This is a genomic window from Hyphomonas chukchiensis (assembly GCF_000682695.1).
Lineage (GTDB): Bacteria > Pseudomonadota > Alphaproteobacteria > Caulobacterales > Hyphomonadaceae > Hyphomonas > Hyphomonas chukchiensis.
Genome location: NZ_AWFG01000035.1, coordinates 1 through 18,541, shown reverse-complemented (window position 1 = coordinate 18,541; position 18,541 = coordinate 1). Strand labels below are relative to the sequence as shown.

At 65.0% G+C, this 18,541-nt stretch carries 14 protein-coding genes; 9 read left to right on the top strand and 5 right to left on the bottom strand.

Translation table 11 applies throughout. The annotated features are described in order from the left end of the window. A partial coding sequence (locus HY30_RS12170; protein ID WP_051615427.1) for an NAD(P)/FAD-dependent oxidoreductase occupies window positions 1-911 on the bottom strand: 911 nt, incomplete at its 3' end. 167 nt (window positions 912-1,078) lie between these two features. On the opposite strand from HY30_RS12170, the gene tsaE reads away from it, so the two are divergent. Genes tsaE through trxA form a run of 6 tightly spaced genes read left to right on the top strand, consistent with a single transcriptional unit; the run spans window position 1,079 to window position 10,279 of the window. Then, entirely contained in the window at window positions 1,079-1,534 is a 456-nt protein-coding gene (gene tsaE, locus HY30_RS12165) for a tRNA (adenosine(37)-N6)-threonylcarbamoyltransferase complex ATPase subunit type 1 TsaE (protein ID WP_034740760.1), read from the top strand. Further along, a complete protein-coding gene (locus HY30_RS12160) occupies window positions 1,518-2,612 on the top strand; it encodes an aminoglycoside phosphotransferase family protein (protein WP_034740757.1) in 1,095 nt (364 codons plus the stop codon). Before tsaE ends, HY30_RS12160 begins: the two co-directional genes overlap by 17 nt. Continuing rightward, window positions 2,609-3,334 (top strand): nucleotidyltransferase family protein, encoded by a 726-nt coding sequence (locus HY30_RS12155; protein WP_034740754.1) that lies wholly within the window; start codon window positions 2,609-2,611, stop codon window positions 3,332-3,334. The genes HY30_RS12160 and HY30_RS12155 overlap by 4 nt, the downstream gene beginning before the upstream one ends. Continuing rightward, entirely contained in the window at window positions 3,324-6,383 is a 3,060-nt protein-coding gene (gene addB / locus HY30_RS12150) for a double-strand break repair protein AddB (protein WP_051615426.1), read from the top strand. Before HY30_RS12155 ends, addB begins: the two co-directional genes overlap by 11 nt. Continuing rightward, window positions 6,376-9,903, top strand: a complete 3,528-nt coding sequence (gene addA, locus HY30_RS12145; RefSeq protein WP_051615424.1) for a double-strand break repair helicase AddA — start codon at window positions 6,376-6,378, stop codon at window positions 9,901-9,903. The genes addB and addA overlap by 8 nt, the downstream gene beginning before the upstream one ends. 55 nt (window positions 9,904-9,958) lie before the next feature. After that, window positions 9,959-10,279: a thioredoxin gene (gene trxA, locus HY30_RS12140; protein ID WP_034740752.1), complete on the top strand. Its 321-nt coding sequence runs from the start codon at window positions 9,959-9,961 to the stop codon at window positions 10,277-10,279. On the opposite strand, the gene HY30_RS12135 is transcribed toward trxA, so the two are convergent. Next, window positions 10,276-11,235 (bottom strand): ABC transporter ATP-binding protein, encoded by a 960-nt coding sequence (locus HY30_RS12135; protein ID WP_034740749.1) that lies wholly within the window; start codon window positions 11,233-11,235, stop codon window positions 10,276-10,278. The genes trxA and HY30_RS12135 overlap by 4 nt on opposite strands. A gap of 118 nt (window positions 11,236-11,353) precedes the next feature. Here HY30_RS12135 and HY30_RS12130 point away from each other — a divergent pair, with 118 nt between their 5' ends. The 3 genes from HY30_RS12130 to HY30_RS12120 are packed head-to-tail and all read left to right on the top strand — an operon-like array spanning window position 11,354 to window position 14,206. Next, window positions 11,354-11,557: a zinc-finger domain-containing protein gene (locus HY30_RS12130; protein WP_034740746.1), complete on the top strand. Its 204-nt coding sequence runs from the start codon at window positions 11,354-11,356 to the stop codon at window positions 11,555-11,557. A 12-nt stretch (window positions 11,558-11,569) separates the two neighbouring features. Further along, on the top strand, window positions 11,570-12,775 hold the full coding sequence (locus HY30_RS12125) for an FAD-dependent monooxygenase (RefSeq protein WP_034740744.1): 1,206 nt from the start codon (window positions 11,570-11,572) through the stop codon (window positions 12,773-12,775). 54 nt (window positions 12,776-12,829) lie between these two features. Beyond that, a complete protein-coding gene (locus HY30_RS12120; RefSeq protein WP_034740741.1) occupies window positions 12,830-14,206 on the top strand; it encodes an L-serine ammonia-lyase in 1,377 nt (458 codons plus the stop codon). A gap of 3 nt (window positions 14,207-14,209) precedes the next feature. On the opposite strand, the gene mprF is transcribed toward HY30_RS12120, so the two are convergent. From mprF to HY30_RS19360, 3 genes are read right to left on the bottom strand one after another with little or no spacing between them, the layout of a single operon-like run. Continuing rightward, window positions 14,210-16,819, bottom strand: coding sequence for a bifunctional lysylphosphatidylglycerol flippase/synthetase MprF (mprF, locus tag HY30_RS12115; protein ID WP_162176941.1), 2,610 nt, complete (start codon window positions 16,817-16,819; stop codon window positions 14,210-14,212). Beyond that, window positions 16,812-17,381: a DUF1003 domain-containing protein gene (locus HY30_RS12110; protein ID WP_034740738.1), complete on the bottom strand. Its 570-nt coding sequence runs from the start codon at window positions 17,379-17,381 to the stop codon at window positions 16,812-16,814. The genes mprF and HY30_RS12110 overlap by 8 nt, the downstream gene beginning before the upstream one ends. Window positions 17,382-17,411: 30 nt before the next feature. Continuing rightward, window positions 17,412-18,314 (bottom strand): alpha/beta fold hydrolase, encoded by a 903-nt coding sequence (locus HY30_RS19360; RefSeq protein ID WP_051615422.1) that lies wholly within the window; start codon window positions 18,312-18,314, stop codon window positions 17,412-17,414. Between the last annotated feature and the right edge of the window lie 227 nt (window positions 18,315-18,541).

Here is an 18,541-nt window from a genome sequence, read left to right as displayed (position 1 = left end):
TCGATGGCATTGTGGACGCTTTCAAGACGTCCCGACCGGCCAAAATGCACGAGAGGACGGCTGGCGCAGTCACCCGCCGCGAAGACGCGCGGGTCGGACGTACGGGCATCGCGATCGACAAGGATGCCGTTATTGCACGCGATGCCGGCGTCCCTGGCGAGTTCTTCATTGGGCAGGATACCAATGCCGACGAGCACGATATCGGCATCGAGGCGCGTGCCGTCAGCCAGTATGGCCGCCGAGACCTTGCCGCCTTCGCCATCGAGATGGTCGAGACGCGCGCCGGTGAGGATGGTGACGCCCTGGGCGCGGTGTTCGGTCTCGAAGAACTCGCTCATGACCGGACTGGTAACGCGGGCGAGCACGCGGGGCGCCATTTCCAGAACGGTGACATCGAGCCCCATCTGGCGCGCAACGGCGGCGGCTTCGAGGCCGATATAGCCGGCACCGATGATGACCATCTTGCGGCCGGCAATCATGTTGGGACGGATGCGCTCGACATCCGAAAGGTCCCGCAGGTCGTGAACGCCTTCAAGGTCGGCGCCCTTGGTGGGCAGGACGCGGGGGCGCGAGCCCGTCGCGATGATCAGCGCATCATAATCGATTTGTCCGCCATGGGGCAGTTCAACCGTCTGCGCCGTGCGATCGATCTTCGCCGCGTGCGTCGAGAGAATGACCTCGATATTCTGGTCCTGATACCAGGATTCAGGACGGAAATAGAGGCGCTCCTCGGAGAACTCGCCCTTCATATAGGCCTTGGACAAAGGCGGGCGCTGGTAGGGCAGGGCCGCTTCGTCCGCAACGAGCGTCAGCTTGCCCTCATAGCCACCCTGGCGCAGCGACTGAAGCGCTTGCGCGCCAGCCTGTCCGCCGCCGATGATGACGATGCGTGTTGCGCCTGTCAGATCCAAAATGCGTTCCCGTCCCGTGGTTTTGATCAAATTATGACGCTAGCGTCATTTTTGCAATCCCTTATGGCACTGGAGTTCCAGCCGGAGCGGCTGGTGTCAAGAACCCTGTCGGATCCCACAGGGAATTGCGCGTAGCCGGGGCGGCAGGAGTGGCTATATTGCGCGGTATGGAATTGACGTTTGACCTTGCAGACGATGCTGCCACGCGGAGCCTTGGTGCGCATCTCGCCGCCGTGCTGCGCTTAGGCGATGTGGTCGCCCTTCATGGCGATCTGGGGGCCGGCAAGACGACGCTGACCCGCGGCCTCGTGCAGGCGCTGTGCGGGGCGGATGAAGAGGTGCCAAGCCCGACTTATACGCTCGTCCAGTCCTATGACGGGCCGGAATTCCCCATATGGCACTTCGACTTGTACCGTATGAACGCGCCGGATGAGGTGATGGAACTGGGATGGGACGAGACGCAAGACGGTGTGGCGCTGATCGAGTGGCCGGAGCGGGCCGGGCGCTATTTGCCGAGCGTGAGGCTGGACCTGACTTTGGAAATGGTTGGGGAGCAGCGCCGCGCGAGGCTGGAACCGGTGGGCGAAGACTGGCAGAAGCGGCTGGATGGATTTCGATTCTAGCCACCGGACAGCGCAGATCGACACCTTCCTGGCCAAGGCCGGGTGGGGCGACGCGACGCGTATTCCGCTTGGACAGGATGCTTCAACCCGCCGCTATATAAGGCTGGTGCGGCCAGATGCCGCGCGCGCTTTGCTGATGGATGCGCCCCGGATCGAGGCCGACCCGTGCCCGCCGGACGCCGATGAAGCCTTGCGGAATCAGATGGGGTGGAACGCGCAGACACGTCTTGCCGCCTCGCGCGTGGATGCCTTCGTGCTGCTGGCCGACTTCCTGGCCGGGCATGGGCTGCGGCCTCCGCGCATCATGGCACATGACACGGAGACCGGGCTCGCGCTGATAGAGGATTTTGGCGACGGCCGCGAGATTGCCCGCCAGATCGAAAGCGGTCTGGTGGACGAAACCGAGGCCTATGTGGCGGCGGCGGATGTGCTGACCAGGATTGATGGGCTTCCGGTGCCATTGAACCTGGAACGCGGCGGAGAGGTCTGGCCGATCCTTGAGTTTGACCGGCTGGCCCTCGCGACCAATGCGGACCTTTATGCTGACTGGCTGCCCCCGCAGGCCGGGGGCGGCCCGCTTGAAGGCAAGCAGAGGGCGCGCTGGGAAGCCGAGCGCGATGCGCTGATCCAGCAGGCCATGGCCTTTCCGCGCGGGCTGACGCTGCGCGACTTTCATGCCGAGAACCTGCTCTGGCTGGAGGACGGCCAGATTGGCCTGCTCGACTTCCAGGACGCCGTGAAAGGCTGGGATGTATGGGACATGGCCATGCTGACCCAGGATGCGCGCCGCGCCGTTTCGCCGGAGGCGGCAGAGGCGGCGATCAGTCATTACGTTAACACTACGGGCAAGGACCGCGCGGCGTTCGACGAACGGCTGGCTGTGATTGGCGCGCTCAATGCGTTGCGGATTGCGGGCGTGTTCGCGCGCCTGATGATCCGGGACGGCAAGCCGCGCTACGGGCTGTTCCAGCCGCGCCAGCTGTCGATCCTTGCGCGCAACCTGTCACATCCGGCACTGGAGGGCATGGCGGCGTTCGTGCGCGAGACGACGCCGTTCGTATTTGAGGCAAAGCCATGAGCGTTCCGGTTCCCCACACGGCCATGGTGCTTGCGGCTGGCCTCGGCACGCGGATGCGACCGCTGACCGATGGCACGCCGAAGCCATTGATTGAGGTATGCGGCAAGCGCCTGATCGACCGCATGCTGGACCCGCTGGTGGCGGCAGGCGTGAAGCGCGTGATCGTCAACGTGCACTACCTGGCCGACCAGATGGAAGCACACCTTGCCGGGCGGACCGATCTGGAAGTGGTTATCTCCGATGAGCGCGGCGAAGTGCTTGAGACCGGCGGCGCGCTGGCCAAGGCGCGGCCGCTGCTGGGCGATGACCCGATTTATGTGATCAACACGGATGCCTTCTGGGCCCCAGAGTCCGATGCGCCGCTGCGGGCGATGGCGGAGGCGTTCGAGCCGGAGCTGGCCGACGCTTTGCTGATGGTGGCCGATACGGGGCAAAGCCTTGGCTTCGACGGAGCGGGGGATTTCTTCCTCGGCGATGACCGCCGCATGGTGCGCCGGAACGATGCGCCGTCGGCACCTTGGGCCTATGCCGGGGCGCGGATCATCCGGCCCCAGCTCTATGATGACACGCCGATAGAGCGCTTCTCGGCGCTGCGCGTCTGGGATGAGTTGATCGCCAAGGGGCGCCTGATGGGCTGGCCGCTGGACCGGTTCTGGCTGCATGTGGGCGATCCGGGCGCGCTGAAGGATGCCGAGATGTGGCTGCGCTGCCATGGCGAATGAGGCGCAGGTCTTTGGGGTCGGGCGCCCGAAAGTCTGGTCCATTCCGCCGGGGGCCGATTTCCTGCGGGCGCTGGCGACAACGCTGGCCAAGGAAACACACCTGAGTGAGCAGCCTGATGCCCTCAGCGACGCGATCATCTATGTGCCGAACAGCCGGTCGGCGCGGGCGCTGATCCTCGCGCTGTATGATGCGGCGGGGGAGAAATCGATCCTGCCGCCGGATGTGCGCACGCTGGGTGATCTTGAAAGCGAGGAAGCGCCGCCGAATGCGGAGACGGCGCTGGTCGGCCTGCCGCCCGCATTGTCGCCCGCCCGGCGGCTTGGCGCGCTGGCAGCGCTGGTACGCAAGTTTTACGAGGCGGAGTATCGCGTCGACCTGCCGCCGGCCTCGGCGCTGGCAGCGGCGCGGGAGCTCTCGCGCCTGCTTGATCAGGCCGCGCTCAGTGCAGGGGCGGACTGGACCAAGCTGGACGGGCTGGTGGAGGAGTCAGACCTCGCGGCGCACTGGCATCGGTCGGTCGCGTTCCTGAAGATCATCACGGCGGCGTGGCCGGAATGGCTGAATGACAACAATTCCATGGACCCGTTTGCCCGGCGCCTTGCTGCGGCAGAGGCGCTGGCAGCCGACTGGCTGGCGAACCCGCCAACAGCGCCGGTGATCATTGCCGGGTCTACCGGTGCTACGCCGGCTGGCCGTGTGCTGATGAAGGCCGCGCTGACATTGCCCAAAGGACTGATCGTCCTGCCAGGCCTCGACATGGATGCGGATGACGAGGCGTGGAATGCGATCCGGCAGTCGGTGAGCCACCCGCAGAATTCCCTGATTGATGCGCTGGATCATCTTTCTGTGGCGCCTGCGGATGTGGCGGCGTGGCCGGGTATCAAAGAGCATGAAACCGATACGGCCCGGCGCCGTCTGATCCATGAAGCGCTGGCTCCGGCGGACGCGACGGCTGACTGGCGGGCCACGCTGAAAGTGCTGGCGAAGGCGACGGGGTCGACGGTCGAGGACTTTGCGGTGGATGCGCTGTCGGGCCTGACGGTGATCGAGGCGCCGGATGAGGCGGCCGAGGCGGAAGCCGCTGCACTGCTGATGCGGGAGACGCTGGAAACGCCGGGCGAGACAGCCGCACTGGTGACGCCGGATGCCGGCTTGGCGCGCCGCGTGTCGGCACTGCTCAAGCGCTGGGGCGTGGATGTGCCCCCGTCGGCGGGGGTCCCGCTGGGGCGGACGCCTGCAGGCAGCCTGATCGGGCTCTGCGCCAGCTGGGCAATTGATCCGTCCGAGCCTGTAGCGCTGACGGCTGCCTTGAAACATGGCTTTGTGAAGGATCGCGAGAGCTTGCCTGTTCTTGAGCGGCATTTCCTGCGCGGGCCGCGTCGCTGGCGCGATCTGGCCGGCCTGCGGGAGAGCATCGATACGCGGGGCGACATTGAACCCTATGCGAGCTTCACGCGGGACGATCAGGATGTGGCCATCGCACTGGTCGACCGGCTGATCGCCGTGTTTGACGAAACGGACGCCGACCTCTCCGTCGAAACGCTGGTGGACGGCACGGAAGGCGCTGAGCGGATCGCCGCGCTTGCCGGACGGATCAGCGAAGCGCCGCTGCCATGGGCAGGTGAAGATGGCCGTGGGGCGACCAAGCTGCTGGAAAGCATCAGCGAACTCTCCGGGCAACTCGGCCCGATGGTGCCCTATGCGCTGGTCGACCTGATCCATGCCCAGAGTTCGCAGATGACCATCAGTGCCGGGATTGTCGAGCATTCGCGCCTGTCGATCTGGGGCCCGCTGGAAGCGCGTCTGCAGTCTGCCAGCCGCGTCATCCTTGCGGGCCTCAACGAGGATGTCTGGCCGCATCGCCCGGCACCGGATGCTTTCCTGCCACGCCGGTTCCGGCAGGAGCTGGGCCTGAACGATCCGGAAGACAGGCTGGGCCTTTCAGCGCATGACTTTGCCCAACTCGCATGCGCGCCGACCGTGGTAATGCTGCACGCCGCACGGCGCGATGATGCGCCCGCCGTGGCCTCGCGCTGGGTGTGGCGCCTGAAGACTCTGGCGGAGGGCGCGCTGGACGACAAGGCTGCGGAGGCGCTGGCGCCTGTGGGCGGGCATCCGCTGGACTGGGTGTCGGCGATGCAGGATCGCGGCACGGGGACCTTGCCGAAAGACTTCCCCGTGGAGCCAAAACCGACGCGGCACCCGGAAGGTTGGCCAAAGCGCCTGTCGGTCACGCGGATCGACCTGCTGCAACGCGATCCCTATGCGATGTGGGCGGAGAATGTGCTCGGCCTCGAGACGATCGACCCGATGAACGCACCGCTCGGGCCGGCGCCGCGGGGGACGGCGATCCACCACGCGCTGGAATTGCTGGAAGAAGACGGCGCACCAAAGACGCCGCAGCACCTGATGGCGCTGCTGGAACAGGAACTCGCCCGCGTCGGTGAGCCGAAGGAAGACTGGGTGGCGCGCCGGGCTGTCTGGCAGAAGACCGTCGACTGGTATCTCAACTGGCGTGCGACGCGCGATACGGGCGGGACGAAGCCGAAGCTGGAGGTCAAAGGCGAGCTGGACTTTGACATCGCGGGCTATCCCTTCACGCTGTCAGCAACGGCAGACCGGATCGAGCGGACAGCAACTGGCGACCTTGTGATCGTCGACTTCAAGACAGGTAGTCCGCCATCCGACAAGGAAATCGCCACAGAGCTGAGCCAGCAGATGCCCCTACAGGCGCTGATAGCGCGCGCCGGAAAATACGAGGGCATTGCTGCGGCGCCCGTCGCCGCGCTGGAATATGTAGCGTTCAAGGCCAAGCCGGATTCTCGGGTTGTCGGCACGTCGCGCGCCCTGACAGCCACGCCCGGTGAGCTGGCCGACAAGGCGGAAGAGGGAATGAAGCGGCTGATCGCCAATTACCGACAGCCGGACACAAGTTTCCTGTCGGCGCCGCGCGTGAAATTCGTGAAGTATGACAATGGCTTCAACCGGCTCGCGCGCCGGGCGGAGTGGGCAGGCGACACCGAAGACGGAGAGGGCGACAATGGCTGATCCGTTTGATCCTGTCCGCGAGAGCGATGAGGCGCCCGCCTTTCTGAAAGCGATCGGTGTGCAGGCCGCTGTGGCCAATCCGGCCATACCCGCTTTCGTGTCCGCCAATGCGGGCAGCGGCAAAACCAAGGTTCTGATCGACCGGGTCGCGCGCCTGTTGCTGCGGCGGGAAGACGGGCGGCCGGGCGCGGCGCCGGATTCCATCCTGTGCATCACTTATACGAAAGCTGCGGCGAGCGAGATGCTGTCGCGCCTGTTCAAGACGCTCGGGCGCTGGTCGGTCATGGAGGATAACAAACTCCGCGCGGAACTTGCGAAGCTGGAAGGCCGCGCCGAGGAAGCTTATACGCCGGATGATCTGAAAGCGGCGCGGGCCCTGTTCGCCCGCGCTCTGGAATCGCCCGGCGGCCTGCGCATCGAGACGATCCATGCCTTCTGTTCGCGTATCCTGCGCCGGTTCCCCCTTGAGGCTGGCGTGCTGCCGGGCTTTGCCGAGATCGAGGAAGACGAGGCGGCAACCCTGTGGAATGCCGCGCGCGCGCAGGCCGTTCTGAAGGCGCAGGAGGAGGCGCCCGAACTGCTGGACCTTCTGGCGCTGGAAGGCGGACATGAAGGCGCGATGGCCGCGCTGGATACGTTGCGCTGGTCGGGCGGCGTCGTGCTCGATTTTGCCGAGACGCATGACTTTGATTTCGACGCGATGGATTTTGCCCTGTGCGAAAGCCTCAACGCGCCGGAGGCGAGCGCAGACGAAATGCTCGAACTGGCGATGGGCGAGGGGCTGCCGGTGGCTGACCTGCGGGCGGTCATCGGGGCGCTTCAGGGCGGCGCTGCGACGGATGCGAAGACCGCGGACGCGCTCGTCGCTGTCATGGAGGTTGTCGGCCCCGTGGCGCGCTGGGAGATCTATCTCGGCATCTTCACGACCGGGACGGGGGATTTCCGCAAGTCCAATCCCTACACCGCACCAACGGCCAAGCAGACGCCCCTGATTGCCGATCTTTTCCAGATGAAGGATGGCGAGGGCAGCGAGACGGCTCGGGTGCGCGAACTGGCCGAAGCGCTGGCGCGTGCGCGGGCGTTCGAGCGAACGTCGGCCCTGTTCCGGGTGGGCGTGCCGGCCCTGCTGGCCTACCAGCGGGAAAAGGCGGCGCGGGCAGCGCTCGACTTTGACGACCTGATCCACAAGACGCGCCTTTTGCTCACGCAAACCGGCATGTCGGACTGGGTGCTCTACAAGCTGGATGGCGGCCTTAGCCATGTGTTGCTCGACGAAGCGCAGGATACGAGCCCGCCGCAATGGGAGCTGATCAGCGCGCTGACGGCGGAATTCTTCTCGGGCATGGGCGCCGAGCGCCTGCAGGACCCTCGAACCCTGTTCGTGGTCGGGGACGAGAAACAGTCGATCTATTCCTTCCAGGGGGCTGACCCGTCGAAGTTCCGTGAGAAGGCGCAGGAATTCACGCAGCTTTCAACGGACATGCTGCTTGGCTCGATGGACATGTCCTTCCGTTCGTCGCCGCAGGTTCTGGAATTTGTCGATCAGGTCTGGAACACGGCGCCGCCGATTGAGGGCGCGCATGCGCCTAACGCGCCGATGGTGGCGGACCTTGTGAAACATACGGCCCGCCGGGCGAGCCAGCCGGGCTGCGTCGAGCTGTGGGCTCTGGAGCCGCCCGCTGAAGACGTGCCGGAAGATGCCTGGGACCGACCGGTCAACGCGATGCGGGAGGCTTCGCCCAAGGCGCAGCTGGCAAAGCATTTGGCGGGTGAAATCAGGCGGATGATCGACCGGCGGGAGACCGTCTGGGTAGAAGAGGGGCGTGACTGGATACGTCGCCCTGTGGAGCCTCAGGACATTCTTGTTCTGGTCAGGGGCCGCACGGGGGGATTGTTCGATGCGATGATTTCTGCGCTCAAGTCTGAAGGCCTGCCGGTGGCGGGCGCTGACAGGCTGAAGCTGCTCGATCATATTGGGGTGCAGGATTGCCTGAACCTGTTGCGATTCGTGACGCTGCCGGAGGCGGACCTGACGCTGGCGGAGATACTGCGCGGGCCGTTCCTTGGGCTGGTCGATGATGACCGGTATCTCTATCCGCTGGCCGTGGACCGGAAACGGAAAGTCTCGCTTTGGACTCGGGTTCAGCAGAGCGAGGACCCGGATGTCGTTGCGGCGGCGGCGTTCCTGCAGAGTCTGTTGCAGCGGGCGCATATGGCGCCTTATGAGTTCCTGTCGTCCGTGATGGATCAGCCGGGCGCAGACGGGCAAACGGGGTGGGAGAAGATCAATGCGCGGCTGGGCACGCCGGCGCGGGATCCGGTCGAGGCGCTGATGGCGCGGGCGCTGGCGCATGACTCGGCTGAGCCTGCCTCGCTGCAGGGATTCCTGGCGGCGATGGAGGCGCATGACACTGAAATCAAACGGGATTTGGCGGCGCCGGAGCGGGAAGTCCGGGTCATGACGGTGCACGGGGCCAAGGGCCTGCAGGCGCCGGTCGTGGTGTTGCCGGACACGACATCGGGGCCGCGCGGGGGCTCTGGGCGCCTGTTCGAAATTGACGGTGTGCCGGTCTGGTCGCCGCGCAAGGATACCGATACGCCGGACGTCGCGGCTGTAAGGGCCATTGCAGATGCCAAGGCGGAGGAGGAGCATCGGCGCCTGCTCTATGTGGCGCTGACACGGGCGCAGGACCGGCTGATCATTGCCGGTCACTGGCATGGCGGCGGCAAGGAAGGCTTCCACAAGAAGAGCTGGTACGCGCTGTGCGCCGACGCGATGGATTCCCTGGCACCTCAGGGGGACGAAGGGGTGCGGATATATGGTTCAAGGGGCCCTTCGAAGGTATTTTCGGACCATTCCGTGACCGTTCCGAGTCCCTTCCCGGACTGGGCCTTGCGCAAACCGCCGGTTGACGGGCCTGCGCGCAAGCTGAGCGCGCCGACAAGCCTGCTGGCGCGCAACACGCCGGTACTCGCCCCGTTCGGGCCACGCCGCGAGGCGCAGATGCGGCGTGGGCGCCTGATCCACTCGCTGCTGCAATACCTGCCTGCGATTCCGGAAGCAAAGCGCGAAGCGGCGGGGCAGGAGTTCCTGCGCCGGAACCCGGACCTGGATGACGAGCAGCGCGCAGAGATGCTGGGCGCGGCCATGGGCGTGATGAATGATCCGGCCATGGCGGATATCTTCCAGCCGGGCGGGCGGGCGGAAGCGGCGGTCATCGGCACGGCCGACGAGCTGCCGGACGGCACGGTGATCAATGGCCGGGTGGACCGGCTGGTGGTGACGCCGGAGCGCGTGCTGATCATCGATTTCAAGACGGACCAGCCGGCGCCGGACACGGCTGCGGGTGTGGCCGACACCTATCGGGCCCAGATGGGTGCCTATTGGGCGGTGCTGCGGAAGGCCTATCCCGGCCGGGAAGTGGTGGCGGCGCTGTGCTGGACGGACGGACCGAAACTGATGGTGCTGCCTGAGGCAGACCTGTTAGAGTCACTAAAGCGTGCGCAGAGCGAGGTTTGACTTCGCCGATGAGTCCCTATGTATCATCCAAGAAACAAGCATAAAGGAGCCAATCATGGCTGCAGTGAATGTAACGGACGACGAATTCGACTCCGTGATCGCCAATTCCGAGCTTCCGGTCGTCGTGGACTTCTGGGCTGAATGGTGCGGCCCATGTAAGCAGATGTCGCCCCATCTTGAGGCCGTTTCGGTCGAGATGTCCGACAAGGTGAAGGTCGCCAAGATCAATGTCGACGAAAACCCGATGGTCGCGTCGAAATACGGCGTGCGCGGCATGCCGACCCTGATGGTGTTCAAGGATGGCAAGGTTGCCGCGACCCATCTTGGCGCGATGAGCAAGCAAGCCATCGCTGACTGGATCAAGCAGAGCGTCTAGGCGACTTCCGGCTCGCTGGTCAGCGACAGGAACACGTCTTCCAGATCGGGGGCTTCGGTAACGAGGTCCCCGATACTGATTCCGGATGCACGTACCTGCTCCAGGATGCGGCCGATGCCCGTCTCACTGGTGCGGAAGGTGATGGCCAGCGCGCCCGTGTCGCGAATCCTGGCGTCGAAGGCTGCGAGGCCAGCGGGAACGGCGGCCAGCGGTTCGCGCGGCGTGATGACGAGCGTCTTGTAGTCGAGGCGGGCGAGCAGTTTCGGCGTCGGCTCGCTGGCGACGATCTCGCCATGGTTCACGATGGCGATCGTATCACAAAGCTCCTCGGCCTCTTCCAGATAGTGCGTGGTGAGGATGATGGTCGTGCCGCGGTCGTGCAGTTCGCGCACATAGGTCCAGAGGGACCGGCGCAGTTCCACGTCGACGCCAGCGGTCGGCTCGTCAAGAATCAGCACGGGCGGATTGTGGACAAGGGCCTTGGCGACCATGAGTCGGCGCTTCATGCCGCCAGACAGTTGGCGCACATAGGCGTCTTTCTTGTCATCAAGGCCCAGCGCTGTGAGAATTTCGAGGCTGCGGCGCTCGTTTTTTGGCACGCCGTAGAAGCCGGCCATCAGTTCCAGCATTTCCATGGGCGTGAAAAAGGGGTCGGCCACGATCTCCTGATTGACGACGCCGATGGCTGCGCGGCTCTGGCGCGGATGCTGGTCGATATCGAGGCCCCAGATGCGGGCCGTGCCGGACGTCTTGTTCACGAGACCGGCGAGAATGTTGATGAATGTGGACTTTCCCGCGCCGTTCGGGCCGAGCAGGCCGAAGACCGAGCCGCGCGGAATTTGCAGGCTGATGTCCTTCAGGGCGTGTTTTTCGGGCATTTTGCCGGAGGCGCGATAGATTTTCTGGAGGTGTTCGATCTCGATGGCGTAGTCGGGGGCGGTCTTAGCGTCAGTCATACGGGCCTCAATGCTCTTCACAGGGCGATCTTGCGCAGCGCGGCCCTGCGGACTAGTTAGGTCCGTGTAGCGGCGCGAACAAGGACTGCGCCGGAAACTCCATGGAAAGCCGCCCATTATGAGCAAACCCCGTGATGTCTTCAGCCCGCCTGAAATCGTGCTGTCCAACAGCCACAAGGTCTCCTGCAATGGCGCTGGCGGCGCCCTCGGCCACCCAAAGGTCTGGTACGAGATGGGCGACGAAGACTATGTCGAGTGCAAATACTGTGATCGGCGATTCGTTCTGATCGGCGGCAAGGAAGACCGGTCGCAACAGCGATAGGCGGCATTTGCCATGAAAATCCTGATTGCAGGGGGCGGTATCGGCGGGCTGACAGCTGCGCTGGCCTTGACGCAATTCGGGCATGACGTGGTTGTGCTGGAGCAGGCAGAAGCGCTTGGCGAAGTCGGCGCGGGCCTGCAGATCAGTCCCAACGGAATGAAAGTGTTCGAGGCGCTCGGCATGTCCGACCGGATCGCGGCCAACGCGTTCCAGCCGGAGGGCATCGAGCTGCGCATGGGCCGCAGCGGGCGTGTCGTGTTCGATATTCCGCTGGGCCTCAGCGCGGCTGACCGCTGGGGCGCGCCCTATCTGCACCTGCACCGGGCCGATCTGGTGGATGCCCTTGCGGCCGAACTGGCGGAGCGTGCGCCGGGGGCGGTGCGGTTTGACGCCAAGATCGCCTCCTATACGCAGGATGGGCAGAGCGTGACCGTCACGCTTGAGGATGGCACCCATGTCGATGGCGCCGTACTGGTGGGTGCAGACGGCATCCACTCGGTCGTGCGGGGGATGATGCTGGGGCCGGATAAGCCGCGCTTTACCGGCAATGTCGCCTGGCGCGCTGTCGTGCCGGTCGAGCGGCTGGGCGATGACCTGCCGCCGCCGACGGCCTGCGCCTGGGTCGGCAAGGGGCGCCATGCGGTGACCTACCGGCTGCGCGGCGGGGCGCTGGCGAACTTCGTTGGCGTTGTGGAGCATGATGGCTGGCAGGTGGAATCCTGGTCGGGCGAGGGCCTGCGCGAGGATGCGCTGGCCGACTTTGCCGGCTGGCACCCGGTGATCACGAACATGATCCGGCAGGCCGATGTACTGAACCGGTGGGCGCTGTTTGATCGACCTGCGCTGCCGCGCTGGCATGACGGCCGGGTCGTGCTGCTGGGCGATGCCTGCCACCCGATGCTGCCTTTCCTGGCGCAGGGGGCCGTGATGGCGATCGAGGATGCCTGGGTGCTGGCGGCGCGCCTTTCGGAAGGTGGGGACGTGACCCATGCGCTGGCCGCCTATGAGCGTGACCGGCGCGGGCGGACAGAAGCCGTGCAGGCCGGGGCGCGCAACAATGCGAAACTGTTCCACCGGCACAATCCGGTCACGCAGCTCGCGACCTATGGGCCGATGTGGCTGGCGGGGCGTGCGGCACCAGGATTTGTGCATTCGCGCAATGACTGGATCTATGGATACGATGTGACGGCCGGATTGCAGGACAAGCCCTTGCCTTGAGACGCAGGGGCGGGCAGGCATGACGGCCCAGTCGCACCATGAGCGGACATATCCATGCTTTCAGTTCTTGATCTCTTTCGCGTCGGTATCGGGCCGTCCAGCTCCCATACGGTGGGGCCCATCCGGATTGCGAACCGGTTTTCTGCCGCGCTGGCGGACAGGGATGTGCTGGGGCTTGTCGAGCGGATCGAGGTGGAGCTGCAGGGGTCGCTGGCGCTGACCGGGGCGGGGCATGCGACGCCGAAGGCCGTGGTGCTCGGCCTGCTTCGCATGGAACCGGAGACGCTGGATCCCGACAAGGCCGACGCGATGGTGGCTGACGTTTACACGGCCAAGGACCTGCAGCTGGCCGATGGGCGGGTGATCCCGTTCGATCCGGAGACGGATATTGTGTTCGCTTATCACGTGCTGCCGGACCTGCACCCGAACGGGATGAAGCTGAGCGCTTTCGACGCGAATGGCGATGCGCTGGTGGAGGAGACGTATTACTCCGTCGGCGGCGGATTCATTGCGACGGCCAAACAGCTGAGCACGCCACCGGAAGACGATATCGTGAAGACCGGCAGTGATGTGCCCTATCCTTTCGGTTCGGCGGCAGAGCTGCTGGGGATATGTGCCGACAAGGGCAGGGCGATCCATGACGTGATCCTGACCAATGAAGACGCGATGCGCCCACGCGCGGAGACGGAAGCCGCGCTGGACCGGATTGCCGAGGTGATGCTCAGCTGTATCGAGCGCGGGCTGGCGCATGAGGGCATCCTGCCGGGCGGCCTGAAAGTGCGCCGCCGGGCACCGGAGATCTGGGCCAAGCTTCAGGCGTCCCCGCAATCGAACGAGCGCGAGCAGATCTTCGACTGGTTGAACGCCTATGCGATGGCGGTGAACGAGGAAAATGCCGGCGGCGGGCAGGTGGTGACGGCGCCGACCAATGGCGCGGCGGGCATCATTCCGTCCGTGATCAAGCATTATTGCGCGGACGCAGAAGACCGCACGGTGCGCCTGCGCAAGTTCCTCCTGACGGCGGGCGGCGTGGGCCTCCTTTACAAGCAGCGGGCGTCGATTTCGGGGGCCGAGATGGGGTGCCAGGGCGAAGTGGGGGTGGCCTGTTCGATGGCGGCCGCGGGGCTGGCAGCTGTCTGGGGCGGCACGCCGCAGCAGTGCGCCAATGCGGCCGAGATCGGCATGGAGCATAATCTGGGACTGACCTGCGACCCTGTGGGCGGGCTCGTGCAGATCCCGTGTATCGAGCGCAATGCAATTGGCGCGGTGAAGGCGGTGAACGCCGCGCGCCTCGCGCTGCACTCGCTGGAGCAGACCAAGGTGTCGCTCGACCAGGTGATCGAGACGATGCGCCAGACGGGCATCGACATGTCCTCGAAGTACAAGGAGACCAGCCAGGGCGGGCTGGCCGTGAACGTCATCGAGTGCTGAGGCTCAGCTCTTGGTGAACATGCCCTTGAGGCCGCCGCTGGTGAGCATGGCCACATCGCCGAGCGCGATGGGCAAGGACAGGCCGGCAGGGGCGGCGAGATAGAGCGGCTCCCACTCGGGCAGGAACTTCTTCTTGTAGTTTCGCAGGCCCTCGAAGCCGTAGATCTTGTTGGCGTGTTCGTAGACGAACGCGCCGAGCTTGGACGTGAGCGTGGCGAGGCGGTGGCCCTCGAGGCCGGAGAGCGGCGCCATGCCGAGGTCGAACGTCTCGGCGCCCTGCGCCTTGCCCCAGAGCATCAGTTCGATGAACAGGAAGTCCATCACGCCCTTGGGCGCGGCATGGCCGTAGCGCATCAGGTCGATGGCGATTTCCTTGCCATCCGCCGTGGACATCAGGTTGGCGAAGGCGACGATCTGGCCGTCACACCAGGCAACGCCCATGGGGAAGTTGCGCAGATAGTCACGGTCGAACCGGCCGAGGGAAAAGCTTTTCTCGGCGCCGCCATGGATGGCGAGCCATTCGTCGGAAATGCTTGCGAGGTCTGGCAGGATATCGTCGCAGGCGCTGGCGGGAATGATCTCGAAGGTGAGGCCGTCGCGCAGGGCGCGCTTGTGGCTTGCGCGCAGGCTGGAACGGGATGAGCCTTCGAGCGAGAAGTCCTGAAGCGGCACGAGCGCTGTCTCGCCGATCTTCTGGGCGCTGAGGCCAAGGTCGAGCGCGAGCGGCAGGAATTCCTTCCGCACCGAATAGAAGACCGGCACGGCGCCATAGAGATCGGCCTGTTCGCGGAACTGCCAGAGCAGGGGACCGATTTCCGCCTGCTTGCCGACGGGGGCGCTCATGGCGATCCAGTGGCGGCCGCGCACGCCATACATGATGAAGCTGTTGCCGCTGGGGCTGAACAGGAATTGCTTGTCGTCGAGCAGGGCGAGCGCGCCATCGGCATAGCCCGTGTCCGCGCAGGCGAGGATTTCCGCGATCCGTCCGGGTTCAGGCGCCTCGGCGGCTGAATGTTGTTTGCGGATGGCCGGCTGCAGCCAGCGCCAGAGCGAGGCGAGCAGGAGCACGATGGGGATGGCGGCGGCGGCGCGCAGGAAGCGCGATGTCTGTCCGTTGATGGAGAAGGTCCACCAGAGCTCGTCGCGATAGGCGACATGTTCGTAGGAGAAGAAGCCGAGCCAGATGGCCGCGCTGACGGCGCCAAGGATGGCGAGGATCCAGGGCAGGGTGAGGCGGGCCTGGCTGAGCGGGGTCTTGCGGTAGAAGGCCTTGCGGGATGTGGCGAGCAGGCCAAGCGACACGAGGAGGATGATCGCCTCGTGCGGATGGGCGCCCTTGAGCAGGGTCAGCCCCGCCCCGAGCACGAGCAGGATCATGCCGATGGTCCAGGCATGGTCGAGCTTCTGGCGCAGGCCGAGGGCGACGATGAGGAGAAGGACTCCGACGATGGACGCGAGGAAGTGCGACAGCTCGATCACCGGCAGGGGCAGTATGCGCCCGGCGGCCTCCAGCGGTCCGGCGAGCGTCGGCGTCGTGGCCGAGATCAGCATGAAGGCGCCGGCGAGGAAGGCGATCAGCGAGAACAGCGTCGGAGCGAAGAGTTCGGTCACGTCCTGCGCGGCGGCAGCGGCGCCTTTGATCTGCGCCCCGGCATGCCGGTACTGGTGCACCGCGAGAAGGATGGCGGCGACGGCCAGGGGCATCAGGTAGTAAAGCACGCGATAGGCAATCAGGCTGGCCGCCAGGGCTTCGCTGCTGCTGGCCGGGACCATCAGGAGGATAACCGCCTCGAAGACGCCGACCCCGCCCGGCAATCCGCTCATGCCGCCGATGAACGTGGCCGCGACGAATATGGGCAGGAAGGCGAGATAGGACAGGCCGGTGTCGGGTGGCAGAACGGCGAAGAGGACAAGGCTTGCCCCGGCCCAGTCAGCCATGCTGACCAGCAGCTGGCCGGATGCCACGGGCAGGCCCGGCGGCGTGATCTCGTAGGATCGTATGCGCCAAGTGCGGTTCGTGAACCGGGAGAGCACGAGGAAGGCCAGCACAAGGGCGAGGAAGACGAGCCCGGCGGCATGCGCAAGGACAGCGGGGACATGGAAAACGGACTCAAAACGGTCTGCCTCGACCAGAAGGCCGAGCCCGGCAAAGGTCAGCGCGCCGACATAGAGCGTCCCACCCGTCACCACCGCGAGCAGGCCGACATCCTGAGCTGTCAGGCCCCAGCTGGAATAGAGGCGGTAGCGCACCGCGCCGCCAGTCAGCAGGGGCATGCCCAGCGTGTTGGACAAGGCGTAGGAGGTGAAAGAGGCGAACGCCGTCTTCTGATAGGGAAGCGGCTTGCGCGCATAGCGCAGGGCCAGCGTGTCATAGCCGGATACGCCGAGATAGCTGATGACCGTGCCTGCCAATGCGAGCAGCACCTGGCTGAGTGTCAGGCCCCTCAGCTCGCCATAGATCCTGTGCATGGACATATGCCGCAGCTCGGTGTGCACCGCGACGATGGCCGCCACAAACAGGAGCGCAACGAGAAGCAGCCCCAGGCGCCGTTTCCATGGCGCCAGCGCGGTGACGGGCTGGTCTTCAAAGGCAGCGTCTGTTTGCTCAGCCACCCTGCGACGCTCCATCGCTTTTCGCCTGTACCAGCTGCTGGAGGAGCGCCAATTGCGCGGCCTGTTGTTCGAGCAGCGCCGTAAGCTGGTTCTGGCGCATCTCATCGAGCTTTTCGTGCAGCTGGAGGATTTCCAGCTCGGCCTTGAGGTTCACTTCATAGTCATAGCCAGCCGCTGCGCGGTCCTTCGTGGCCTGCCGGTTCTGGGACATCATGATGACAGGCGCCTGGATGGCGGCGACCATGGACAGAATGAGGTTCAGGAAGATGAAGGGGTAGGGATCGACCGCGCCGAGCTTGTCCGCCGCCAGCAGCGTGTTGCCGCCAATCCAGAGGACCAGAACGACCCCGAAGATGATGATGAAGGTCCATGAGCCCCCGAAGGCGGCGACCTTGTCGGCAAGGCGGTCGCCGAAGGACATGTCCTTGTCGAGCATCTTGCTGATATTGCGGGATATGCGGCGCCTTTCGACGAAGCGCTCCAGTACGCGGCGCTCTCGCTCTGTCAGGTCCTCCGGCTTTGTGTGCAGAAATTGGCGCGCAAGCGTCGCGATATCCTTCATGCCGGTATTCCTTCCGTAGCGAGACCGACTTTATACGCCTATTTCGGGTTGGTCATGCATCGCTTTATCCATCTGCGATGTCCGTTCCCATGGCACCTGTATGCGTGTCATGTAGCGAACTTCGCGGGCAATCCGGGCCGCGTGGTGCGGGTTGAGCAGGGATGTGTGGGTCTCGCCTTCGAGCGCAAACAGGCGTCCATAGCCGCCCTGATTCGAGACGGATTTGACGAGTCCCGCGTTTTCGCCGCCGTCCGCCTCGCGTGAGAAGACGGAAACGGGGGTGGTGACGGGGATGGATGGGGTGAAGCAGGCCGCGTCAGGATCCGTCGCCAGCACTTCGCCCAATGCGGCGGTCCAGTGATCGGTCTTGCGGAAGAGGAATCGCTTTTCCTGCTTGCGCGGCTTCGGCAGGTCTATGTCGTCACCGGTGAAGGGGGCGATCAGGTTGAGGGCACCGGCTTTCGAGGCCAGTCGCCCCATGCGCAACAGGCCGGCAAAGGCCTTCAGCAGGCGCATCCCGCCCTTCCGGCGCAAGTAGGCGGGGTTCATCGCGTCAACGAAGACCCGGCCGGCAATCTCGTCCGGATGGAGATTCGCATAAGCATGCAGGCGCAGGCCCGCCATGGAGTGACCGACCAGGACATAAGGCGGGCGGGCGGCGAGCGCATCGAGCAGGCGTCGCAAGTCAGCAACATGGAAGTCGGGGCTGAGGGGTGTGCCTTCGGGGGCGGGGTCGCTCCAGTCCATCCCGGCGCGGCCATAGAGCACGACGCGATGGTCGGTCTTCAGCGCCTCCTTGATCCACCAGCCATCGGTATAGGAGCCAAAGGCGCCGTGATCGAAGATGACCCATGGCGCATCTACGGGACCTTCGACACAGACATGCAGCCGCCGACCAGGTTCGACTTCGACGAGGTCAAAGGGGGCAAGCATTGCGCAAGGTCTCCGCAGGAGGCTGGCTTTGGGAGGCGGTGGGGCGGGCGAAGTAACGGTACCCGGGCTTATATGGGCAAGCCCGCCTGATCGAAACAGGGCGAGGCACATCCGCAGGGATATTTGCGCCTGCCGTGACAGTGATGACACGGCTACAGCGTGCGGGAAGCGAGCAGCGACCGACATTGGTTTCGAGGTTGGTAAGTGAGCGGCTCGAGACATAGGTG